Source organism: Allocoleopsis franciscana PCC 7113, assembly GCF_000317515.1.
In the GTDB taxonomy this organism is placed as follows: Bacteria; Cyanobacteriota; Cyanobacteriia; order Cyanobacteriales; family Coleofasciculaceae; genus Allocoleopsis; species Allocoleopsis franciscana.
This window is the reverse complement of sequence record NC_019738.1, coordinates 6443380-6465458: the sequence shown is the minus strand read 5'-3', so window position 1 is coordinate 6465458 and position 22079 is coordinate 6443380. Positions and strand designations below refer to the sequence as shown.

The window sequence follows — 22079 nt, the reverse complement described above, 5'->3', positions numbered from 1 at the left end:
ATTTGAAGAATTGGCTGAGATGGAGCGATAGTCTGGGGAAAGTTGAGGGATTTCGCGCCCTGAGTGTGATAAATCTACGACTCGCTTACTCAACCTTAGTTTTTGTTATCTTAACTGAGTTACAGGTAATAATAATTACGGAATAGTTAAGAAGTTTAATTTTGTTAAGTGCTGATACTTTCTTTTATTTTTAGCTTTGTTTAAAGTGATTTAGTATACAAAATCCCGTTTATTATTCAGTTCAGCTAATTAGGTGTTAGGCCATTCAAGAACGGCATCTAAGTTTGTTAATGGTTAAAGACGTTTAATAGTTTTGAAAAACAACATTAAGAAACTTGGTTTTTCTCATAAAAATTACATCACAGAATTTTGCATGAAATGTTCTATGAGTACAATTAAGGCATTCACCACCGATTCTTTTTGATTAGCGTTTAGGGTCACAAAGGGAGGTCGATTTTTTTCATCGAGAAAGCCCAACGCGATCGCTACATTCTCCACAGACCAAGCTCCCTCACAATCCACATGAGTTAGACCAATCAGTACAGGGATCTGCGCTCGTTGATTCATAAACGCGAGAATGCGACGGGCTAAGCGAAAATCGCTGGGGCGATGAGCTGCAACTAACAGGATATAAGCGTGCGCCCTACGAATCAGAATATCCCACATGAAATCGAAACGAGACTGTCCTGGAGTGCCATAAAGGTGCAGTGCCATTCCTGGAGCAAATTGTAGGCGTCCAAAGTCCATCGCTACCGTTGTCCTTGTCTTAATTTCGGCAGCAGGCCCTGTGGCGACGCGATCAGTATCAACTACGGCAATCTCACTGACTGAACGAATAAACGTAGATTTCCCGGCACCCACCGTACCGGTCACAACTAGGCGCATGATTTCCACGCTTACTTGCTCCTCAGGAAACCTAGCAAGTTTTGCATGAAAGAATTGCTGATCACTTGACCCTGGTTATCTTTGCTACCCTCTGTCGTCGCTGCAACTTCTAACATGTCTTCTCCCGAAGATCTAGTCCGAGAGGGAGCAATCATCGGTACTTCTGCCACTAAACCCACGCTAATTAAGCGGAAAGCGGTCTGTTGAATAATTTCTATGGGTTGTTTAAACTGGCTGGCGATCGTATTGAGCGGAACCGACCCATTCGCCAACTGCCAAAGTCGTCCTTCTAGTGAATCTAGCCGTAAGTGGCGCTTGCCAATCACTACCCTAGAGAGAGCTGAAGTTGGCTCAGGTAGCTTGTCTACTAACGATCTCCAATCTCGCAACACTCGTAAACCCATCAGTGTTGCCTCCGTCGCACTAAGGCTTAAGCCCGTCATTTCTGTTGTTGGTAAAGTGGCTTTTGAGTCAAATTTAAACCGAGCATCTTTGAGCCGAAATAACGCACAAACTTGCTGAAGTACCTGGGCATGGAATAGTAACCTCAGCTGCTCTGGTTGGAGAAATCCCTGTGTCTTTAAGTAAAGACCAATAGGTATATTAGCAGGACAGCGATTAACTTGTTCGCGTATCACCTCAGGGCTAATCCAGCCCCGTTGACAAATCATCGCTAGTAAGCATTGCTGATCCAGTCGCTTAGTCACAGCGACGATACGACCCTGGTGAATCAGGGCATGACGGATTCTTGCCTCTTGATTGGGGTCAAGCTGAAATCGAAGAGTGAGCAATCCGGTTTTACTTCCTTGATCGAGGAATTGAAAGAGTTCCGGTAGGGAAAATTCTGACAAACTACTCGTAATTGCCATTGCTTTTCACTTATTTCTAAGGATGGGTCAAAAATAGGCTTATCTTTTCTTATTCTTAAATTAATGTGAAGAAATATCAACTTTTTGTTACGTTTATTCCCGATCAGCATCTAAGCTTATGATAACCACCTAGATTTTCAATTTAAATTCAGCCTCAACGCTGATTTTTTCAGTTGAAAACAAAGCTATGGGCGTTGAGTGAGCTAAAGCTTCAAGTCTCGGCAATAATCATCGCCAAAACGCCTTAACACTAGTGTTCCCCCAACCCTGACATAACTCAGCATTTTCCCAGTAATCTTTTTATCATGCCATTGATGGCACACCGAGAGCTGACGGGTAGCCGCCCTCACTGATCGAAAATAGTGATTGACCTGCTTTTGTGAGTGATCAAAGTTAAAAAATTATTTAAATGGGGGGAAGTGCTGGTGTTCAGCAGGGTTATTGATGTTCTGTTGTCTAAAGCATTGAGGTTCTAACTTTTTTTGACTTTGGGTTTCGCTATTACCTTTTAGCTACATGTAAGGGTTTAGTCATTAGCCTAACCTAGCTTCTGAGCCAGCACAGCGATGTACGGCTGGCTCATCTGCACTCTGAGGTGACAGCGTGAGTGCCATCGAAATACAGGCTGAAGGCTGAAGATAAAGCGTTTGCCTCAGTTTAAAGCCGCCTTCAGCTCTGGAATAACGCGCTTAATTTCTAGCATCAGTACTCCTTGTTTAGCCGCCTTACTAGCTAAGACGAGTAAAACGGCATACTCGCCGCAATTCGTGAGTATGCCATAGCCTTGATCGCCTTCCACAAAGATACGGTCTAAAAAGCCTCTGGCTAATTCACTGCCAATGCGCTCACCCAAAGACAGCATGGCAGCTGACATCGCCGATACTCGTTCTTCATCCATTTCGCCCGGTAAGCTGGATGCTAAAGGAAGTCCGTCAGGTGAAACAAGAGCAGCTCCCTGGACATCACTTGCGCCTGTGACAAAATTTTGGAGAATGCTCTCAAGTTTGGCTGTATTAATTGTCATTTCTCTCACTCCTCATTTATTGGTTTAAATGCTGTTGTCCGCTAATGGAGGACATTTTTCCTGTCCATCATCACAGCTTTAAGAAAGTATAGGCTGTCAAAAAGCCCTGACTTTTCTGGAAACTACTTCTCAAGAAACCCAATTTGGAGGCATCTAGAAGGAGAGGAGCTGCTCTAGGAGTTTCAGCCGGGGGAAGAGCGACCCTGTCAACGGGGTTCGAGTAGAGTTCATAAATACGCAAGTCAAGTGACATAAAAATTCGAGACGCTTTATCGGTAGCCGGATAGAAAAAAAAAGAGTGTTCAACCAGGCTCTAATAAGAACTCAGTATCACACCTTATCTAGAATTATTCTCCGAGATTGTTAAACAGCAACCTCTATTTAATGCCCTGTGGGGAAAATTCCTGAACCTACAGGCTGGGCGTCTTGCCAGTTTCTGCTTGGGTCGGAATTGGCTTGACATCGCTATAGCCCATTTTCCCAACTATTTCACGCAACAACGAGATTTGTCCTTCAAAGTCAAGTCCTTCAATTTGGGACAATGTATTATTGATTGCTTCCGTGGATTGATAGTCATTGGGCATATCGACTACCGTATCACCCATTGCCACAGCCCAAGCATACCAGACGACTAACTGATTGTTCTCTGTCAGCGCTCCGTAAGCACGAGATAGTTCTGTGTCTTCACGATTAACAATGGCTCGCATCACCGCTAGCTGATCCTGATCAGAGCTGTCATAAAATTCTGCTCCTAATAGCCGAGGAGCCATTTCTGGATTAGCGGCAGTGGGAGCTGCTGGCGTGATGGAATCTCCCATTTTTTCATAGACATAGTAGAGCAGCGCCAGTTTATCATCGGTGCCTAAAGCCTCAAACGCTTGCACTACTTTTCGAGTGTCTTCGGAACGGGCTGAGGAACGAGTCGTTTCTTGAGCTGAAGACATAATTAATCTTTGAAATCAATGAATGGGTTCAAACTTTAGAATTATCAAAATTTTCCTCAGGCAAATCGCCCTCCAAGAGAAAGAGTTTGTGCAAGAGAAAAACGCTGAATAAATCTTCCTTTATATAGAGATAAAAGATATCTCTCAAGAGTCTAAAGCTACGGGGATCGCCTTTGTTAGGATGACCTAGAGCATTTAAAAAAGCAAAACAAGCAGGAGTTTACAATGGCTGAAGAACTGAAGGTAGATGCGAAACAAGCTGTAGGGCAAGACGCTGAATTAGCCGCCGAGAATATGGCAGAAGGAACCGAGAAAACACCAGAAATTGATGTTGATAGCGACTACGAAGCTTCAAAAGAATACAGCGTCAGTGACATCGATAAAAACGAAGCGGGCACCGGAGCCGCTGGGGCTAATACTCCTAATGAATTTCGGCAGATGGCAAAGGACGTAAATCCCTCAGCAAATGCCTAGTTACTCGTTAAGAGAAAAAATTTAGTCTTGTTCTAAGATACGACTTGTGACAGATGCTAGGGCTTTGATGATGGCTTGAAAGAGAGCTGTTCTGGCTTAAGAATTCCCACTTTCAGGATATTAGTGAACTCTCGCCAGAAGCACTACGCTAACAATGAATAAGGCAAATGAACGCTCAACCAGCTCTTGGGTTGAGCGTTATTTTTTGGGCGGGTTGGCCTCAATCCGCGTCCCCCTAATTCGAGAATGGCGCGTTGGGTTTAAGGATTTGGCATAATTCTGTGCTGCGGAGTGAGCCAGATGGCGCTTATTATAGACTTCAGGCTTGACCTCGTGTACTTTCCTATCCTCAAGCCAAAGTTACCGACAAGCAACTATGCGAACTTATTATTGCGGCGAAGTTAAAAAGGAACATATTGGTGAGACCGTTACCCTGTGTGGATGGGTAGACCGTCGCCGCGACCACGGAGGTGTGATTTTTTTAGATTTGCGCGATCGCTCTGGCATTGTCCAAATCGTCAGCGACCCCCAGCGTACCCCAGATTCTTATCAAGATGCAGAAGCTCTGCGGAATGAATACGTTGTTAAAATTACAGGTCGAGTTACAGCACGTCCAGAGGATTCTCTCAACCCTAAACTGCCAACGGGTGAGGTCGAAGTCTACGCCGACCAGATCGAACTGCTCAATAGCCTAAGCAAGCAGCTACCCTTTCAGGTTTCCACGTCCGATACTTCAGAGATTCGAGAAGAGTTGCGGCTGAAGTATCGATATTTGGACTTAAGACGCGATCGCATGAGTCGTAATCTCCAACTGCGTCACCAAGTCGTCAAAGCCATTCGCCGCTACCTAGAAGACGAGCAAGGCTTCATCGAGGTTGAAACTCCAGTCCTCACCCGTTCCACCCCTGAAGGTGCCAGAGACTATCTGGTGCCCTCTCGTGTCAACCCAGGAGAGTGGTACGCCTTGCCCCAGTCCCCCCAACTTTTTAAGCAGTTGCTGATGGTATCCGGCTTTGACCGATACTATCAAATTGCCCGTTGCTTCCGGGATGAAGACCTCAGAGCTGACCGACAACCAGAATTTACTCAGTTGGACATGGAAATGAGCTTCATGTCCCAAGAAGAGCTGCTCCAGCTCAATGAAGAGTTAGTCTGTTATATCTTCAAAACGGTTCAAGGCATCGAGTTACCGCGACCTTTCCCTCGCCTCACTTATGCCGAAGCTATGGGGCGCTATGGTAGTGATAAACCCGATACACGCTTTGGTTTAGAGCTTGTTGACGTTTCTGATTTACTCAAAGATTCAGGATTCAAAGTCTTTTCGGGTGCTGTGGCGGCTGGGGGTATCGTCAAAGTATTACCCATTCCTGGCGGGAATGAACTGATTTCTAATGTGCGGATTAAAACCGGCGGCGACTTATTCAAAGAAGCAATCGAAGCCGGTGCCAAGGGTGTTGCCTATATCCGAGTGCGTGATGATGGGGAAATCGACACCATCGGGGCGATTAAAGACAACCTCACAGAAGCCCAAAAGCAAGAATTACTGGAACGCACAGGAGCTAAACCCGGTCATCTCTTGCTATTTGGAGCAGGCTCAGCCGACATCGTCAACAAAACCTTAGACCGACTGCGGGGCGCAATTGGTCGTGAACTGGGGTTAATTGACCCGGACAAGATTAACTTGTTGTGGGTGACAGACTTCCCCATGTTTGAGTGGAATGAGGGTGAGAAGCGCTTAGAGGCATTACATCACCCATTCACCGCTCCCCACCCCGATGATTTGGGGGACTTGAAAACCGCCAGGGCACAAGCCTATGACTTGGTTTATAACGGTTTTGAAGTGGGCGGCGGCAGTCTGCGGATTTACCAGCAGGACATTCAGCAGCAGGTGTTTGAAGCCATCGGTTTATCACCAGAGGAAGCTCTCAATAAGTTTGGGTTTCTGCTGGAGGCGTTTGAATATGGCGCACCCCCTCATGGTGGGATTGCCTACGGCTTAGACCGTTTGGTGATGCTGATGGCGAAAGAAGAGTCAATTCGGGATGTGATTGCCTTTCCGAAAACACAGCAGGCTAGCTGTCTGCTTACGGATGCGCCGGCTGGGGTGGATGCCAAGCAGTTGAAGGAATTACAGGTGGCTTCTACTTACAAGCCCAAGACTTAAGAATACATCGACAAAATTCCCCGTCTTTTGGTGTTGGAGGGCGGGGTAGTTCACAAAGCAATGAAAAGCTCCTAGAGCGCATAAACTAGGAGCTTGTTGTCCTATCGTTAGCACTGCCCTCATTACTTTGGACTTGCCTAAGAAAACGTTATCACCCTAGATCAAGATGAGAGTCTATCCCAAGGCAGGATTCTTGGGATCGGACAAGGAGGTATACAGGGATACGACTGAGAGTTATTAGAGGTTAGAAGTATTTGTCATACCGAGTTGCGTTCAAACGTAGTATTTTCTCTTCCCCTTGTCCCCCCTGTCTTCCTTGTCTTCCTTGTCTCCCTATCTACTGTCTTTGACTGCAACTTGGTATCAAAAGCCGTCTGCCTTTTGCCTCCCGCCTCCTGCCTTTTGTGATAAAAAACCTGGATAGCTGCAAAGCCACCCAGGATAATTTTTGAGGCAAACCTGTCAGTTTGCCTGATTAACGAAAGTCAATTAAGCGATCGCAGCTTTCTTGATAGTTGCCGTTAGTTCACCTTTGGCATACTTAGCTGCATACTCTTCCAGGCTGACTTGTTTGATCTTGCTTGCATTGCCAGCAGTGCCAAACTGCTGATAGCGCTCAGCACAAACTTTTTGCATGTAGGTGATAGAAGGCTTCAAGAAGTGACGGGGGTCAAACTCCTTGGGATTTCCAGCCAGAGCTTCGCGTACAGCAGCGGTGATAGCCAGACGATTATCAGTGTCAATGTTCACTTTCCGAACACCGCTCTTGATGCCTTTTTGAATTTCTTCGACGGGTACACCATAAGTCTCAGGAATGGCACCACCGAATTCGTTAATCATCGCCAGTAGGTCTTCAGGAACTGAAGAAGAACCATGCATGACCAAGTGGGTGTTAGGCAGGCGGCGGTGAATTTCTTCAATCCGGCTGATCGCTAAAATTTCACCAGTTGGCTTGCGGGTGAACTTGTAAGCACCGTGGCTGGTTCCGATCGCAACAGCTAGGGCATCAACTTGAGTTTGCTCAACGAAGTCAACCGCTTGATCCGGGTCGGTCAGCAGTTGAGAGTGGTCAAGCTTGCCCTCGAAGCCGTGACCATCTTCGGCTTCACCCATACCGGTCTCCAGAGAACCCAAACAGCCGAGTTCACCTTCAACGCTAGCACCGATGGCATGAGCCACTTTTACCACTTCACGAGTCACATCGACGTTGTACTCGTAGCTGGCTGGGGTCTTCGCATCAGCTTCCAGAGAACCATCCATCATCACGCTGGTAAAACCGTTCTTGATGGCAGAGTAGCAAGTAGCAGGCTCGTTACCATGGTCTTGGTGCATGACGATGGGAATGTGGGGATAGGTTTCCACCGCAGCCAGAATCAGGTGACGGAGGAAGTTTTCGCCAGCGTACTTGCGAGCGCCACGAGAAGCCTGGAGAATCACAGGGCTATCGGTTGCATGGGCAGCTTGCATGATTGCTTGGATCTGCTCCATGTTGTTGACGTTGAACGCCGGGATGCCGTAACCATTTTCAGCCGCATGATCGAGTAGCAGTCGCATTGGTACGAGCGCCATAGTAGTCCTCCTATCTTTTAGTTCGTTGTCAGCTAGTCGTGTTGTCTTAGTAACAAGCTTAATTCTTATGACAATCTTAAGATAATTTATCAGTTTATAGGCAATTATCTCTAGAGATTCTTAAATAAGCTTTCCTTATAAACACGATAATAGCTTTGTATCCTTTTAAATGGGTCGCCCGGGATTCGAACCCGAGACCAATCGGTTAAAAGCCGAATGCTCTACCGCTGAGCTAGCGACCCGCAATCTGTGTGTTCTGTGTGGAGCACACGATTTCTAACAATAGCACAACAATTGAAAAAAGGAAACTAAAAAATCACAAAAAAGTGACTTCTAGTGTGACAGATGTCTCCAAACTCTCTCCTGGAGGGAGTTCGGTGAGATGTTCGCCCGTGTTCAGGGCATTGCGGGGGGCACTCCAAGGCTCTAGGCAATAAAAGTCTTTGCCTTTAACCGTCCAAAAAACCAGGGTAGAGTAGAGGTCGCTGTAACTCAGAGAAATCTTGAGGTCGCGACCCTGATCAGTAATACTGGCACAAGGCTCAGCCACCTGTCCAAAAGCCAAATCCAGTTCATCACGACTCAAATCGAAGGTGCCCAAGAAGGAATGAACTTCTTTGGTAATCTGATCTTGATACTCGGAGGCTGAAATTTCAAACTCTAGTTGGGTCTTATCTGAGGTAACGAAGTAGGGATGTAGACCGGTGGAAAAAGGCATCGGTTGATCGGAATGATTCGTGTAGCGCTGATGAATCTCCAACGCATTGCCAATGAGTTTGTAGGTAAAGGCGAGTTGAAAGTCGAAGGGATAAACAGCGCGAGTCTGGTCGTCACTGTTGAGAACCAGGGTAAGGCTTTCTAAGTTATTGTTAGCCTCAGAGGATTGTATGACTTGCCAAGGCAAATCACGGGCAAAGCCATGTTGTTTGAGTTGATACGATTGACCTTTGTGCGTGTAGGTATTATTGGGTAAATTCCCGCAAATGGGAAAGAGGATGGGGATGCCACCCCGCACGCTCAAGTTCGGGTCAGCAAAGCGATTGCGGTCTAGGTAGAGGATATCCTGTTGTTGCAGACTCCATTGAGTAATGATCGCACCTCGTTCCGGTACGACTTCCAGTCGAGACTGAGATTGAGGGTTCGTGAGAATGTAGGTTTTGTATTGTTTTTGTTCTATGGCGATCGCACACACAGGCGTCCTTGCTCCCAAAAAAACTAGCTGTTGGTTGGCTAGCTACACCAGAACTTTAATAAACTCTTATCAGAAAACGACCGTTAGCTTTACCCCTTTTTTACAAGATATTTTTTAGGTTATAGGGATGAGCTGATGATCCGCCATTAAAGTCTGGCTCCGCTAGTATTTATAATCACTCCGACAATAACCCAATTTTTGCTAGAGTCGCCCATCGTTCCATTCCTGTGACCTGTATCACAACAAAAATGTGTGGAAAATCACAGTTATGGACTGACATGAATCAATGCCCAGAGGCCGAAAAAACACGATAGTGTTAATAATCCCCTACAGTAGTGCTCTGGGAACATGATTCGCACGCTTGTCCAATCAGCTTTTCAAACGGGTTGTCTCAGTGTGGCTTCTGAAGGTTTAATCCGTCAGGTAATGGAAATGAAAGGTTACGAAGCATCAGATTTGGAAGCGCTGAGAGCTCTCTACGAGGCCGTGGATTCTGGTCGAATTCAGCGAGAGGCTAGTGGGAACAGCGTCATGACATTGATGCCTAGCCACCGCTAAGGCGGGAAAGCTGTTCAATAGCTTTTGCTTGAGTAACGGTTCATGACCTCAGACATCACCAGAGTGTTCATCATGTAGGGTTTTCAACGGAGCTGTCTGCTGGAGTTGTTACAAAAAACGCTCCTGAAGATGATTATGCGTCAAAATCAGCGTGGCGATTGCCCTGTGGGAGTTGGCTTTGAGGAAAAATATCAGAAACCTTTTCCTCATGTCCAGCAGATAGCATGAGGAGTATGTCACAATAGCTATGTCTGAATACATCAGATATCTATGTACCCCTAGTAGACCAGGGTTTTTCACCTGGGAAGAGTGCGCTTGTCGCAATGGCGGAATTCATTTGTGCCTTAAAACAATCCCGGCTCCCTGCCGATACCCATCTGTTAAAAATTCCTATCGGATCACAGGGCAAATTGCTCTCCATCATTGCCTTGCCAAGAGTTTTACTAACTGCTCGTACACTTGAATAAGGATGCCCCTAGTTGCTTTCCATCGTTGAAGGTACTAAAGTCACTCTCAAGATTGCTGTTGAATGCAAGCCAAACTTTTAAGCACTTATGGGGAAAGAGCGTTAAGGCATCTTACCTTTGGCGGTGAGAAACCCACTGGGTTAGACCCCCGTCAAGCTCACAAGGAAGCTGTATCCCCTATAACTGGAACGGCTTGCTTCTTCACATACATATTGGAAGAGTTATTTGCTCAGGAGAAGCCAAATATGCTACACCGCAAGATTTATCAACTTTGTTGCGATGGTCGTGAAATCTGTGTTTTCTTGCGGGACCAGCAACGTTGGATTGAACGCGCTCGAATTGTTGATATAGAAGGCGATTTAGTTACCATTCGTTACGAAACGGAGGAAGAAGACGAAATCAGTTCCTGGGAAGAAATGGTTCGCCTGGAAAGTATTGGTTCTGTAACACAGAAACTAGCTTCTGTGCCAAGAGGAAACTTTGAACCCTTGGTTTCTGACGATTGCCCGGAAGCTGAACAAATTCACCCGCGTTCCCAAGACTCGAATCTAGACTAGATTAAAAAACGAGTCGCTTGTTGGTTGCCCAAAATTTCAAATCAAGCGTTTTTGAAGACTCTAAAAACCTACATACAGGATTGCCTGAATCCGCAGTGGACTTTCTTACCCAATAGCAAGGGTTAGAGCCATTCTAGGTTCAAGAAACCCTAAGAACTCGTGTAATCCTGCCTTGAACCCAGTGTGGAACCTTCTACACTGGGTTAAATATTGGGTTAGGCGTTTGAGTCAGGGTCGATCTCTCAGGCTTCATACCAAATCCGGGTTAACTACCCCTTTTTTAGTGGCGATAAGGCAGAAGGCAGAAGGCAGAAGGCAGAAGGCAGAAGGCAGAAGGCAGAAGGCAGAAGGCAGAAGGCAGAAGGCAGAAGGCAGAAGGCAGAAGGCAGAAGAAAAAAAAGACTTAAGCTAAACAAAGTTTAACTCGGACAAAAGCCGCACTAAGAGGCTGACGAGGGGGGTTCTGCCGCTTCAAACACTGGACAATACCCCTCCGGTGTCACCTTAAAACCGTAGAGAGGAGAAGCGGGATTCCAGCAGCGCTGCCCTCGTTGGTGACGGCAATTCCCACAGCAATCGATGTTCATCGGCACTCTGGTATTGCTCGCTTGAGTGAGGAGTTCTCGTTGGGACAATCCCCTCAATACCAGTTCTGGTCCCTGCCAGCGGGCTTCGACCAAACCCGTATCGGCAAAATCTTGCCAGCGAGGGTCAGCCGCGATCGCTTCTGGGAGCGTGACTGTGACCACCGTTCCTAACTCGGTTAGCTCACCTTCGTAGTTGGCTTCGGCGGGTGCTGCCGGTTGGATAAATGTTTCACCAATCGGTAATTCTACTAAAGTTCCGGCAGATGGAGAATGGAGGTGGTATCGATTTTGTAACTCCTCTAAGCCAGTTAGATCGGCGAGGTAAGTCGGAGAACCGTGAATAAAAATGACGTGCTGGGGACGGAGATTATGAATCAACTGAGTCGTTCCCAAGCGATCGCCATGTTGAGCCAGTAGATAAGTTTCAACATCCGCTAGCTCAATGTTGTCTCTCGTCGGATATCTAGGATGATCCGGTCGCAGGATGACGGGAGGGCTGGCTTCTGGGTGCCAGTAATCGCTGACATCAGCCGTTTCATCGGTGATCACAATACAGGGAGACTGACCGATCGAAGCGAGTTGCCGCTCATCCAACAGTCGGACACGAGGACGTACTCGCTCATCCCAAAACAGGGGTTGATGGCGGGCAAAGTTTTGTACGGATGTGGGGAAATGAGGCAATAGTTCCAAGTAGGCATTACAACCATCCACGACGGTTCCCTCAACCCAAATATCGAGGTTACGTCCTGTAAAGTGGTGATGACTGCGTAGAAGCATTAAGATTTCTTGACCTAACCCCAAGGTGGGTACAGGTAGCAAGACCGAGTATTTTTGAGCGATCGCCTGATCGATACGCTCTACTAACTGATTTTCCTGTTGTCGTCGGTGCGGATGCCGAGCTGAGCCGTAAGTCCCTTCCACAATCAGTACATCAGGCTGCATTCCCCGTAAGGACTCAATCGATAATCCTTCTACCAGCCGCGAGTTGGATAGGAAAAAGTCACCGGTATAAAACAGTCGGTAGGTTTTTTTGGGTGTAGTATAAGTGAGCAAGAAAGCAGCGGCTCCAGGCAGGTGTCCCGCCGGAAATAATTCTGCACTCAATCCGTCGCAAAATTCCACCGGCGATCGCCAAGGTAATGCTTGGCAGAAATGGGGAATTTTCTGGGGCGGCAACTCCGACCAATTGAGGGGCAAAAGTTGAGTGGTTACCTCGCTGGCGTAGATGGGTAACTGGGGAAAGGCTTGGTGAAGAGCCAGCAATCCCTGAGCATGATCGGAGTGGGCGTGGCTGCACAAGACTAAATCGGCGGGAGGCTTGGAGCTAGATTGTAGGGGTGAAATGTTCTCTAATCCGCAGTCGAGAAGAATGCGGTGTGGCCCCATCTGCACCAATAAACAAACGCCCTCAGCACCATGACCTACTGCATAGGGGAAACAAACTAATTGATCATCTTCAACATAGGATGCCATTGGATGTTGATGGCTCATGAACGGTCAGAGAGTCGCACTCAATAATCAGCTATTTGCAATTGCTATTGGGTTAATCATTCCCTTTCTCGGTGTCCAGTGAGTTGGAACAACTGACTACAGATGACTTATTCTCTCCTCCTCCAGAGCTGTTGACTGACGCATCATATAACACGTTGGTGTTCTACAGACAGGCTCTACCTGACCCAAACACGCTAGCGCTCCGCTCAGCTACATTCTTGTTGACGCATAACCCAAAGCATTATGACCCAACAAGGTGATATTCCTAGGGATTTTGACAACCACCCCATATCTCGACGCACCAGGGGTAAACGCTAGCGACACGCCAATGTCTGCTGCTGTTACTACCACTAGGCTATTGCTAACGCTATCGGCTATATCTAATCGGTTGTTGTTCTGGGAAGACTTGTTCTCTTATTCCCCTTCCTGAACTCTCGCCCTTGTCTGCTCTTACTCCTAGCATCTCTATAGGAGCTGCTGAGAGGAGTTAAACCTCGGTTGGGTTTCTACCTGCCTCGCAGGCCAGCGACTAGCTATTCAGTATCCATTTTACCAGATTTTTTTGTAGTTATAGGATAAAGATTTGGCATTGCTCACGTTTTCTAGGGCAGAGAAATCGAACCGGAACAAAGGTCATGAGTCTCTTGTGTTCAGTAAGCATCTATCCCAGCGCGGTGAGAGTTGGGATGCAGCTAAGACTCCAGCCTGTTAGCTCAAAATCTTAGTGGGCAGAACCGTTACCGTGATAATTGTCGGAATCGTAGAATCCGTTTTTTGTGCCGAAAATTAGGGATGACACCGTAAAAACAATGGTCAGTATCACTAAAATCAATTTGACATCCATGGATTTAATAACCTCCTCTCTATTGATCCCATCGAGGGACTTCAGGGCTTTTTAATGATGAATTTTCACTTACCATCAGCTCAAATTGTAGAACCGAATTGGCTCGCCCGTCTATCTCCTGAAGTGGCCCCCGATTTAGTGGGTTGTATATTGGTGCGCCAGTTTAGTGATGGCACCCTCCTCCGGGGAATGATTGTGGAAACTGAAGCCTATGGTCCTAACGACCCAGCCTGTCATGCTTATCGGCGTCGCACACAACGCAACGGGGCGATGTTTGGGCCTGCGGGTCGCACTTATGTTTATTTAATTTACGGAGTCTACTATTGCCTGAATATTGTTACAGACCAAGAAGACATTGGCAGTGCGGTCTTGATTCGCGCTTTGCAGTTACAGTCCATACCCAGTTGGGTAGAACCGCACGAAGGAGCAAAACAGCATCGCGTCGCGGCGGGACCTGGTAAGCTCTGCAAGGTCTTGCAAATTAACTTGACGTTAAATGATCAAGTTTTACAACCCGGTCAACCCCTGTGGTTAGAGCACCGTCCACCGCAATTTATCCCTAACTTGATTCAGACCACCCGAATTGGGTTGTCAAAAGGAGCGGATTTGCCTTGGCGATGGTATTTAAAAGATTGTTCAGCCGTTTCTAAAGTGTGAATAGCCACCACACCCATTGTTAAATCACAATTTCTTGCCCTTGCTGTGTGAAGCGAACATTCTTAATCTTGAGTTGAGAATTAGTAGTTAAGGTTTTACGAAGGCTGCCAAAAAGGGCAAACTGTTCGCAGCTAGAGAGAGAAACAAACTGTCGCCGAGAATTGGGTGACAAGCGGAAATCGACGGTAGCAACACCACTATTGGAGTTAACTTGGACACGATATCCTGCTAGATCAAAATCGCCGGAGTCAGCTTGCTTTAAAACTTCTCCCACAGCCGTATCGACAACACGAGTGGCTGGAACCGCTACTTTTTCAGGAACCAGAGTCTGACACTGATTATCAGCTTGATAGATGGTGAGGGTAACTGTATCCTTCGCTTGGGCAATCGAGCCAGTCGTGTTTGAGGGTTGACGGGTGACAGGCGTTTGCACCTGGGGTTGAGCTGGTGTTGTAGCGGATCTGGCAGACAATGTTGTAGAAGGCACATTACCCATCTCTTGGGTTGGTGAGTTTGCCTTGTCACTTTGGCGATTGGTGGGAGAAGAGGTACAACTACTGAGACTCAGAACGATTAGTCCAGTTATGAGGGGGGCTAGGTATTTTCTGAGAGGGTTCATCGCTAAACAATTTGTATAAGAAAGGTTTTGTAGGCAGGGACTGGAACCGAAAACCAACGTCAAAATTTCCAATCCCGGATTGAGAAATGTAACTCTTAGAGGCTAATATTGACTTACTGATGTCTTGACGCGATATCAGTGAAGATTTCTGTGGTTTTTATGGACCGAAGTCCATCCATTGGTAGTAGCGGTAGTAGCAAGCTCCTGAGCGCATAGAGAGCCAAGGCTCCCAGCGCGAGGGAGCTGAAGGGGGTTTTATGTTGACTCAGGACAGTTGTTTTATACTGTCGCACTTGGCTGATTCTTTTCAGTTCAAGTGGGAACGGGGCTTATACCCATATCCCCCTAACCCTCCTTGAGTGGGAGGATGGGGGCGCTAAAGTGGCTGAAATCCTTGAAATTCAGTAACAGCTACGGAATTTCTGGGCTTATTCGCTTTAGGTGGGGAAAATAGTGTTGCGGCACTACCCTAGAAGTTAGGTGAAAAGCGCTGGCGCTTTTAAAAGAGCCGAATAGAGTTCCTCAGGATGCATCGTGCACCGCGCACCGCCGCCTCTATTGAAGGGTGCAGTATTTTATTCTGGCTATTTCCCTGTCCCCCCATCTTTCCACCTGACACTATCTATGAAGTGAACGAATGGGGCATCGCTCTTTCATTCGCTGAGCGAGGATTAGGTCAATCAAAACTTTAATGATTGTCCACCGAAAGTGATTCAGACAACAAACGGTTCACTCTCTGACATCGGATTATGTCAAATTAAGGAGGAAATTTGTTTCCTGTATTGCTTCTCGATCTGACTCAGATTGAAGAATGATTACCAATTCCTTCTAGCGTCCTGATGATGTTAGAAACCATCTGGTATGTACTATTTAATCTGTTCACTGTAAAACCGTTGATGCCTGCCGATTGATTTGAAGCAGCACGATTTCACAAAGATCTGAAACCGGTAAAATTCCTCTCCTCTTGTCAGATACTGCTGGTACCTCTGGAACTGGTAATATTTGCCATTTTTTAAATCGGGTGACTTCTATATCGCTTGACTCAAAAAAAACATCAATCACTAGCCTAAAGTAACGACAAATGTACCCAATGATTGACTACCCAATCCTGCCATTGCGAACGTTATCTGGACGAGCTGCCTACTGGTAATGATGGCAATTGCCAGCCTTAATTGTTATCGATTCTATGGATCGAAGTCCATTTTTGAACAGTAGTAACTGCCTGAGTGCTGGATGAGCCTTCTCTCCTGCATGAGGGAGAATTAGGAGGTTTTATGCTTACTCAAGATGTTCGCAATACACTCTTTGATGTTGCCGATTTAAACCAGCTCAAAACTGCCCTGAATCGCTTGCCAGAGGTAGATGTAGGCGAATTTATTTCCGATTTATCTCCGGAACGCAGAGCGATCGCTTTTCGCATTCTCCAGAAAGATCAAGCGATCGGTGTGTTTGAATATTTACCACCGGAGATTCAAGAAGAACTGATTGGTGCCCTACACGATACCCAGGTTTTTCAGATTGTCGAGGCAATGAGTCCCGATGACCGGGCAGAATTATTTGATGAATTACCGGCTGGGGTAGTCAAGCGGCTTTTGCAACGACTCAGTGCCGCTGAACGTCAAGCGACGGCGATGATTTTAGGCTATGCCGAAGGCACTGCCGGACGTGTGATGACGACGGAATTCGTGCAGTTACGGGGAGGCTTAACGGTTGAAGAAGCCCTCAATAAGATCCGCCTGACTGACCAAGATAAGGAAACAATTTACTACGCCTACGTCACCGATGACAACCACAAACTCGTTCAGGTTGTATCCCTACGGCAACTGTTATTTTCGCTGCCTAATGCCCTGATCCACGATATTGCCAGCGATCGCCTGATTAAAACCCGCACCGACATGCCTCAGGAAGAAGTCGCCCAACTTATGAAGCGCTATGACTTGCTGGCTTTGCCTGTGGTTGACCGCGAAGACCGTTTGGTGGGGATTGTCACAATTGATGATGTCGTGGACATTTTGGAGGAAGAAGCGACAGAAGATATTCAGAAATTGGCAGGGGTAAGTGGTGGAGATGAAGCGGCATTGTCTCCTCCCTGGATCACCATTCGCAAGCGCCTACCCTGGCTTGTGGGTGTGATGGGATTGTACATCGGAGCGGCGAGTGCGATCGCACCCTTTCAAAAAGTGATTTCCCTGGTACCTGTGTTAGCCGTAATCATGCCTATTTTTTCCAACACAGGGGGCACCGTGGGCATTCAAGCGTTAACGGTAACCATCCGAGGACTCGGTGTGGGCGAGGTCACCCCCAAAGATACCCTGAAGATTCTACGCAAAGAAATTCTGGCCGGTTTGGGTACTGCCCTATGCTTAGGTCTCACCATGATTGCCCTCTCCTTAATTTGGGCCGCACCCCAAGAACGTTGGGTGGCCTTAGTAGCAGGGACAGTTATGGCGATGAATGTCTTTGTGGCTGTGACCCTAGGAACATTGTTACCCATGGCGATGAAACGACTCAAACTCGATCCCGCACTGATTAGCGGCCCCCTACTCACCACCATGCTAGATGCTGTTGGGTTTATAATTTTCCTCTCGCTGATTTCGTTTTCCTTAAAGGTTATGCATTTGAACCCCTAATCGGGAGCGGGGGTGCACAGGTGCAGAGGTGCTGGGCAAAAGAGATGATGCGATTTAAATGCTGATTAGCTTACGCCATAACGGTTTGGTTAAATCCTAAAGATGAACCGCGCTGAAACTCCCTCGATCGCGGTATGTTGGCTAATAGTTAGTTTTAACCCATCTCTATGGCTACTACCGTTTGGACACGCCGCCACGTTCTTGGGTTGGCTGATTTCACACCCGCAGAATTCGATACAGTCTTGCAAACGGCTGCTAGCTTTCGGGAGGTACTCTCAACGCGAACGAAAAAGGTACCCGCGTTGCAGGGGCAAGTGGTTGCCAATCTGTTCTTTGAACCCTCGACGAGAACTCGCAGTAGTTTTGAGTTGGCGGCAAGGCGTCTGTCTGCCGATACGCTCAATTTTGCTGCGGGTACCTCTTCCCTAACCAAAGGGGAAACCATTCTGGATACGGCGAAGACCTATCTGGCAATGGGAGCGGATATGATGGTGATTCGCCATCGGGAAGCTGGGGTACCCCATGCGATCGCGGCTGAAATGAATCAACTTGGTGTCCGAGTCAGCATCCTCAATGCGGGCGATGGACAGCACGAACATCCCTCCCAAGGTTTGCTTGACCTGTTTACGATTACATCTCTAATTGATTTTGAATATCCTCGATTAGGGCTTTTAGCGGGGAAAAAGATTGCGATTGTGGGGGACATTTTGCACTCACGGGTTGCCCGTTCTAATATCTGGAGTTTGACATCTAGCAAGGCCGAAGTGCATCTGGCAGGCCCACCAACACTACTCCCTAAGTTGTTGGCTCAAATTGGAGATTCTTCCCTACCCAATCGGAATATTTTTCTCCACTGGGAACTCGAACCCGCATTGAAAGATGCCGATTTTGTGATGACTTTACGGCTACAAAAAGAGCGCATGACCTCACATTTGTTGCCAAGTTTACGAGAATACCATCAACATTTTGGAATTACACGCGATCGCTTAAAACTGTGCAAACCCGATGTTAAAATTCTCCACCCAGGCCCGGTCAACCGAGGGGTAGAAGTTAGCTCTGACTTGATGGACGATCCAGAGTTTAGTCTGATTTCTCAGCAAGTAACGAGTGGTGTTGCGGTGCGGATGGCATTACTGTACTTGATGGGTAGCGGCAAAAATTAGGATGTTGTTGGTCAATTCGTGGCGTTCATATTCTACACCCGCAAGATGATATGCAATGGGTTGCCATCTATGCGACCTAAAAGGGTCTATCACACCTCATCATGCCTAACCGTTGTTCATTAACATCAGATGGTGCGTTACACCTCGTTAACGCACCGCTTACTCAGAAATTAATGACTAACATCGAAACTCAACGCTGTTCCTCTCACATCGGTGTTCAACTTGCCCTTGTCATAAACAACGTGACTCCACCTTTAGCACAAGCACAGCTTGCTGTAAATAAATCTTCCTTATGTTCTAACCCTGGCTCTCTAAAATGTACTTGAGGATCGATGACCCCTGGCAACAAAGTCAGCCCGTTTGCGTCTATCACTTTATCCGCCTCGGTGGCAGAAGTCGTGATTTCTGGTGCAACCTGAACGATTTCTCGACCACGAGTCTGGATATCTCCCATTAAAAACTCACCCGTTGGCAAAAGTATACGAGCGTTGCGGATGAGCAGACAGAAGTCAGAAGACATAAGAGGATGCTAAAATTCGACGGTGATTCTATAGTCGCATTTAAATTTGTACAGTTATATGTAAGAACCCATTTATTTAGATGGGATGGTCTTAGCGACTCATCGGCTTTTCCCCGTCACTGAAACTCGTAACTCCATGGTGATTGAACAGTTATGACTCGTTTGCAGGATCAAGAGCCTAAGAAACAGTCTCTACAAGACGCTGAAAATCCTTGGGTAGAAGCCATCAAGACGATTGCCTTGAGTGGTATTCTCGCTTTTGGGATTCGCAGCTTTGTGGCGGAAGCCCGCTACATTCCTTCAGAATCGATGCTGCCAACGCTACAGATTAATGACCGCCTGATCATTGATAAGATCAGTTACGACTTTCGAGACCCAGCACGGGGAGACATTGTTGTATTTTCTCCCCCTGAAGTTCTCAAGCAGCAAAATTACCAATACCCTTTTATCAAGCGGGTGATTGGTCTCCCTGGGGATAAGGTTGAGGTGAAAGAGGGACGAGTTTATGTCAATCATCAACCCCTACGGGAAAAGTATATTGAAGAAAAGCCGAATTACAATTTTAGTACTAAGGAATTTAACAGTCGGCTCAAGATTAAAGGTGGAACGGTACCCTCTAACCAATACCTCGTTCTGGGAGATAACCGCAACGATAGTTACGATTCTCACTATTGGGGTTATGTCCCCCGCAGCAAAATTATTGGTCGGGCGGTGATCCGATTCTGGCCTCCGAATCGGGTGGGCGAGCTGGGTGAAGGTCCTGTTCCTGCAACTCCTAAGTAAGCCGTGAGATTGAATTATCGTTATTAAACAGCAATGACTCCTACACAAAACCAAGAGCCTGATAAACAACCTGTACAAAAAGGTGAGAATGCTTGGGTTGAAGCCGTAAAAACAATCGCCTTAAGTGGTATTCTTGCCTTCGGGATTCGCAGCTTCGTGGCAGAAGCCCGCTATATTCCTTCGGGTTCGATGCTACCAACGCTCCAGATTAATGACCGCTTGATTATTGATAAAGTCAGGTATCGCTTCCAAGAACCTCAACGAGGAGATATTGTAGTGTTTATGGCTCCTAAAGAGGCGGGTCATTGTACTAATCCTCTGACCAAGAATCCAGAAGCTCCTCGTGATGCATTTATCAAACGCATTGTTGGCTTACCTGGAGAAAAAGTGGAAGTTAGAGAAAAACAGGTTTATATTAACGGAAAACTGATACAGGAGAAGTATATCGAAGCTCCTCCTGGCTATGAATTTGGTCCTTTTAGGGTGCCTAAAAGCTCTTACCTTGTACTAGGTGATAATCGCAATAATAGCTGTGATAGTCACTATTGGGGAGCTGTCCCTCGTGACAACATTATTGGCAAAGCCATAGTCCGATTTTGGCCTCTCAATCGTGTGGGTGAATTGGGTGAGGGGCCGATTTATCCAGCTAAGTCAAGTCAGCAATGATTCTGGGATTTAAGGTGGGCAATGCCCACCTTACCTGTAGAGACTGCCTATCCTTTTTGCTGTCCACCTAATTTTTAATCTCCACTCTCCAATCCCTGAATGGGGCACCAGGTTTGCACAACACGACCCGTTAGCTGTTGTTCTAACCAGGGGGTGTTGCTAGAGTGAGATCTGAGGATATATTTCTCGATTTTCCATTTCTGTTGGGGATTGAACAGAACCAGTTCAGCCGGTTGCTCTGGCGCGATCGCATTTGGAGTTTGTTGTAGACAAATAGCTGGTTTTATGCTAATACGCTGCCATAGTTCTAACGCTGACCAATCGCCTATCTCGACCAAGGTATGCCAAAGTAAGGGTAAAGCGAGTTCTAAACCGATCGCACCCGGTGGCGCTTCGGCAAAAGCAACGGTTTTTTCTTCATAAGTATAGGGCGTGTGGTCAATGGCGATCGCATCGATAATTCCCTCCCGCACACCTCGCAACAGTGCGGCTTGGTCAACGGGATTGCCCAAAGGAGGTTCTAAGTGTAAGTTAGGGTCATAACAGCCCAAAGCTTCGGTATTGAGCAGTAGATGCATCCAAGTGGTACTCGCCGTTACAGGTAATCCTCGTGTTTTGGCATCCTCAATGAGTTCCACACTACGACAGGTAGAAATACGCATCAGGTGTACAGGAGTGCCAATGGCGGCAACCACTTCCAAGATGGCAGCGAGGGCAGTGGATTCTGAGATCGCAGGATTTCCCGGCAAGCCAAAGCGTAAGGATTGCACCCCCTCTCGCATCACCCCATTCCCCGCCAACTTGAGGTCACAAGGGACAAGTGCTACGGGTTTACCTAAAGGTTGCAGGTATTCTAACGCCCGTCGCAGTAATCCCAGATTCGCGATCGGACGCCCATCGGCAAAACCCACCACCCCAGCGGCGGCTAATTCAGCCAGTTCCGTCATTTGCTGCCCTTCGACACCCAGAGTGAGAGCACCCCAGCAATAAAGATGAGGAAGAGAGGCAGGGGGAGAACTTCCTTTTGTTCTTGCTTTTTGGAGTGCTTGTATCTTCTGATTCAATGCAGCTAACCCAGAGGGGTTATCCAATGCAGGGACGGTATCCGGTAAAATTGCCAAGCGTGTGAATCCGCCTGCGGCTGCCGATTCCATCAGTGATAACCAGGTTTCCCGTTCCTCAAAGCCCGGTTCCCCAGAATGGCTATAAAGGTCTACCAGTCCTGGCCCTAAAACCAATCCCTGACAATTTCGCACCACGGTATCGCCAGGAATCTCAGAAATAGACGTTTCCACCGCCTTAATCCAGCCGTCTACAATCAGAACATCAGCCCGTTGGTCAGTTCCAGAAACCGGGTCTAAAACTCGAACTTGTTGAAGTAGTTCACTATTCATAGAACTTGAACATATACCCTAC

At 47.1% G+C, this 22079-nt stretch carries 20 protein-coding genes, 1 tRNA gene and 1 pseudogene; 11 read left to right on the top strand and 11 right to left on the bottom strand.

The features are described 5' to 3' along the window. Positions 1–354: 354 nt before the first annotated feature. The 4 genes from MIC7113_RS26590 to MIC7113_RS26575 all read right to left on the bottom strand — a co-directional run bounded on the left by MIC7113_RS26590 (position 355) and on the right by MIC7113_RS26575 (position 3722). A complete protein-coding gene (locus MIC7113_RS26590; RefSeq protein ID WP_081594741.1) occupies positions 355–885 on the bottom strand; it encodes a GTP-binding protein in 531 nt (176 codons plus the stop codon). 11 nt (positions 886–896) lie between these two features. Next, a complete protein-coding gene (locus tag MIC7113_RS26585; RefSeq protein WP_015185295.1) occupies positions 897–1754 on the bottom strand; it encodes a DUF4388 domain-containing protein in 858 nt (285 codons plus the stop codon). 652 nt (positions 1755–2406) lie between these two features. After that, entirely contained in the window at positions 2407–2778 is a 372-nt protein-coding gene (locus tag MIC7113_RS26580; protein ID WP_015185294.1) for a roadblock/LC7 domain-containing protein, read from the bottom strand. 410 nt (positions 2779–3188) lie between these two features. Then, entirely contained in the window at positions 3189–3722 is a 534-nt protein-coding gene (locus MIC7113_RS26575; protein ID WP_015185293.1) for an orange carotenoid protein N-terminal domain-containing protein, read from the bottom strand. Positions 3723–3947: 225 nt separating this feature from the next. Here MIC7113_RS26575 and MIC7113_RS26570 point away from each other — a divergent pair, with 225 nt between their 5' ends. From MIC7113_RS26570 to aspS, 3 genes are all read left to right on the top strand, one after another. Beyond that, positions 3948–4196, top strand: a complete 249-nt coding sequence (locus tag MIC7113_RS26570; RefSeq protein WP_015185292.1) for a hypothetical protein — start codon at positions 3948–3950, stop codon at positions 4194–4196. Positions 4197–4350: 154 nt separating this feature from the next. Continuing rightward, the gene (locus tag MIC7113_RS38790) at positions 4351–4473 is read left to right on the top strand and encodes a hypothetical protein (RefSeq protein ID WP_256374779.1); all 123 of its coding nucleotides are present in this window, start codon (positions 4351–4353) and stop codon (positions 4471–4473) included. A 99-nt stretch (positions 4474–4572) separates the two neighbouring features. Further along, positions 4573–6360 carry an aspartate--tRNA ligase gene (aspS, locus tag MIC7113_RS26565; protein WP_015185291.1) on the top strand — a complete coding sequence of 596 codons (1788 nt, stop codon included), beginning with the start codon at positions 4573–4575 and terminating at the stop codon, positions 6358–6360. Between the two features lie 489 nt (positions 6361–6849). Here the strand turns inward: aspS and fba are convergent, their stop codons facing one another. The 3 genes from fba to MIC7113_RS26550 form a co-directional block, all read right to left on the bottom strand. Continuing rightward, positions 6850–7929 (bottom strand): class II fructose-bisphosphate aldolase, encoded by a 1080-nt coding sequence (fba, locus tag MIC7113_RS26560; protein WP_015185290.1) that lies wholly within the window; start codon positions 7927–7929, stop codon positions 6850–6852. A 170-nt stretch (positions 7930–8099) separates the two neighbouring features. Next, positions 8100–8171: transfer RNA gene (locus MIC7113_RS26555), tRNA-Lys, on the bottom strand. 74 nt (positions 8172–8245) lie between these two features. Next, entirely contained in the window at positions 8246–9121 is an 876-nt protein-coding gene (locus MIC7113_RS26550) for an aldose epimerase family protein (RefSeq protein WP_015185289.1), read from the bottom strand. A 348-nt stretch (positions 9122–9469) separates the two neighbouring features. Here MIC7113_RS26550 and MIC7113_RS26545 point away from each other — a divergent pair, with 348 nt between their 5' ends. Further along, positions 9470–9679, top strand: a complete 210-nt coding sequence (locus MIC7113_RS26545) for a hypothetical protein (RefSeq protein WP_015185288.1) — start codon at positions 9470–9472, stop codon at positions 9677–9679. A gap of 712 nt (positions 9680–10391) precedes the next feature. Further along, positions 10392–10703, top strand: coding sequence for a DUF6679 family protein (locus tag MIC7113_RS26540; RefSeq protein WP_041781311.1), 312 nt, complete (start codon positions 10392–10394; stop codon positions 10701–10703). A 440-nt stretch (positions 10704–11143) separates the two neighbouring features. Here the strand turns inward: MIC7113_RS26540 and MIC7113_RS26530 are convergent, their stop codons facing one another. Next, positions 11144–12781: an MBL fold metallo-hydrolase gene (locus MIC7113_RS26530; RefSeq protein ID WP_015185286.1), complete on the bottom strand. Its 1638-nt coding sequence runs from the start codon at positions 12779–12781 to the stop codon at positions 11144–11146. An 898-nt stretch (positions 12782–13679) separates the two neighbouring features. Here MIC7113_RS26530 and MIC7113_RS26520 point away from each other — a divergent pair. Next, positions 13680–14282, top strand: a complete 603-nt coding sequence (locus MIC7113_RS26520; RefSeq protein WP_015185284.1) for a DNA-3-methyladenine glycosylase — start codon at positions 13680–13682, stop codon at positions 14280–14282. Between the two features lie 19 nt (positions 14283–14301). Here MIC7113_RS26520 and MIC7113_RS26515 read toward each other — a convergent pair whose 3' ends face one another. Then, complete coding sequence (locus MIC7113_RS26515) at positions 14302–14901, bottom strand: germination protein (protein ID WP_015185283.1); 600 nt, start codon at positions 14899–14901, stop codon at positions 14302–14304. 527 nt (positions 14902–15428) lie between these two features. Between MIC7113_RS26515 and MIC7113_RS36885 the strand changes: the two genes are divergently transcribed. The 3 genes from MIC7113_RS36885 to MIC7113_RS26505 all read left to right on the top strand — a co-directional run bounded on the left by MIC7113_RS36885 (position 15429) and on the right by MIC7113_RS26505 (position 18694). Then, positions 15429–15593: a hypothetical protein gene (locus MIC7113_RS36885; protein WP_155898100.1), complete on the top strand. Its 165-nt coding sequence runs from the start codon at positions 15429–15431 to the stop codon at positions 15591–15593. 582 nt (positions 15594–16175) lie between these two features. Further along, complete coding sequence (mgtE, locus tag MIC7113_RS26510) at positions 16176–17531, top strand: magnesium transporter (protein ID WP_015185282.1); 1356 nt, start codon at positions 16176–16178, stop codon at positions 17529–17531. Between the two features lie 167 nt (positions 17532–17698). Beyond that, a complete protein-coding gene (locus MIC7113_RS26505) occupies positions 17699–18694 on the top strand; it encodes an aspartate carbamoyltransferase catalytic subunit (RefSeq protein WP_015185281.1) in 996 nt (331 codons plus the stop codon). Positions 18695–18926: 232 nt separating this feature from the next. Here the strand turns inward: MIC7113_RS26505 and MIC7113_RS26500 are convergent. Continuing rightward, positions 18927–19214, bottom strand: a pseudogene (locus tag MIC7113_RS26500) (dihydroorotase); the annotation flags it as partial. Between the two features lie 153 nt (positions 19215–19367). On the opposite strand from MIC7113_RS26500, the gene lepB (MIC7113_RS26495) reads away from it, so the two are divergent. Together lepB (MIC7113_RS26495) and lepB (MIC7113_RS26490) are read left to right on the top strand one after the other, a co-directional pair. After that, the gene (gene lepB, locus MIC7113_RS26495) at positions 19368–19997 is read left to right on the top strand and encodes a signal peptidase I (protein WP_015185279.1); all 630 of its coding nucleotides are present in this window, start codon (positions 19368–19370) and stop codon (positions 19995–19997) included. 33 nt (positions 19998–20030) lie between these two features. Further along, positions 20031–20663: a signal peptidase I gene (gene lepB, locus MIC7113_RS26490; protein ID WP_015185278.1), complete on the top strand. Its 633-nt coding sequence runs from the start codon at positions 20031–20033 to the stop codon at positions 20661–20663. Positions 20664–20737: 74 nt separating this feature from the next. Here the strand turns inward: lepB (MIC7113_RS26490) and MIC7113_RS26485 are convergent, their stop codons facing one another. Then, positions 20738–22057, bottom strand: coding sequence for a dihydroorotase (locus MIC7113_RS26485; protein WP_015185277.1), 1320 nt, complete (start codon positions 22055–22057; stop codon positions 20738–20740). Between the last annotated feature and the right edge of the window lie 22 nt (positions 22058–22079).

Coding starts and splice junctions, on each gene's coding strand:
- MIC7113_RS26590 (WP_081594741.1), bottom strand. CDS start 885: ATGCGCCTAGTTGTGACCGGTACGGTGGGTGCCGGGAAATCTACGTTT.
- MIC7113_RS26585 (WP_015185295.1), bottom strand. CDS start 1,754: ATGGCAATTACGAGTAGTTTGTCAGAATTTTCCCTACCGGAACTCTTT.
- MIC7113_RS26580 (WP_015185294.1), bottom strand. CDS start 2,778: ATGACAATTAATACAGCCAAACTTGAGAGCATTCTCCAAAATTTTGTC.
- MIC7113_RS26575 (WP_015185293.1), bottom strand. CDS start 3,722: ATGTCTTCAGCTCAAGAAACGACTCGTTCCTCAGCCCGTTCCGAAGAC.
- MIC7113_RS26570 (WP_015185292.1), top strand. CDS start 3,948: ATGGCTGAAGAACTGAAGGTAGATGCGAAACAAGCTGTAGGGCAAGAC.
- MIC7113_RS38790 (WP_256374779.1), top strand. CDS start 4,351: ATGAATAAGGCAAATGAACGCTCAACCAGCTCTTGGGTTGAGCGTTAT.
- aspS (WP_015185291.1), top strand. CDS start 4,573: ATGCGAACTTATTATTGCGGCGAAGTTAAAAAGGAACATATTGGTGAG.
- fba (WP_015185290.1), bottom strand. CDS start 7,929: ATGGCGCTCGTACCAATGCGACTGCTACTCGATCATGCGGCTGAAAAT.
- MIC7113_RS26545 (WP_015185288.1), top strand. CDS start 9,470: ATGATTCGCACGCTTGTCCAATCAGCTTTTCAAACGGGTTGTCTCAGT.
- MIC7113_RS26540 (WP_041781311.1), top strand. CDS start 10,392: ATGCTACACCGCAAGATTTATCAACTTTGTTGCGATGGTCGTGAAATC.
- MIC7113_RS26530 (WP_015185286.1), bottom strand. CDS start 12,781: ATGAGCCATCAACATCCAATGGCATCCTATGTTGAAGATGATCAATTA.
- MIC7113_RS26520 (WP_015185284.1), top strand. CDS start 13,680: ATGATGAATTTTCACTTACCATCAGCTCAAATTGTAGAACCGAATTGG.
- MIC7113_RS26515 (WP_015185283.1), bottom strand. CDS start 14,901: ATGAACCCTCTCAGAAAATACCTAGCCCCCCTCATAACTGGACTAATC.
- MIC7113_RS36885 (WP_155898100.1), top strand. CDS start 15,429: ATGCATCGTGCACCGCGCACCGCCGCCTCTATTGAAGGGTGCAGTATT.
- mgtE (WP_015185282.1), top strand. CDS start 16,176: ATGCTTACTCAAGATGTTCGCAATACACTCTTTGATGTTGCCGATTTA.
- MIC7113_RS26505 (WP_015185281.1), top strand. CDS start 17,699: ATGGCTACTACCGTTTGGACACGCCGCCACGTTCTTGGGTTGGCTGAT.
- lepB (WP_015185279.1), top strand. CDS start 19,368: ATGACTCGTTTGCAGGATCAAGAGCCTAAGAAACAGTCTCTACAAGAC.
- lepB (WP_015185278.1), top strand. CDS start 20,031: ATGACTCCTACACAAAACCAAGAGCCTGATAAACAACCTGTACAAAAA.
- MIC7113_RS26485 (WP_015185277.1), bottom strand. CDS start 22,057: ATGAATAGTGAACTACTTCAACAAGTTCGAGTTTTAGACCCGGTTTCT.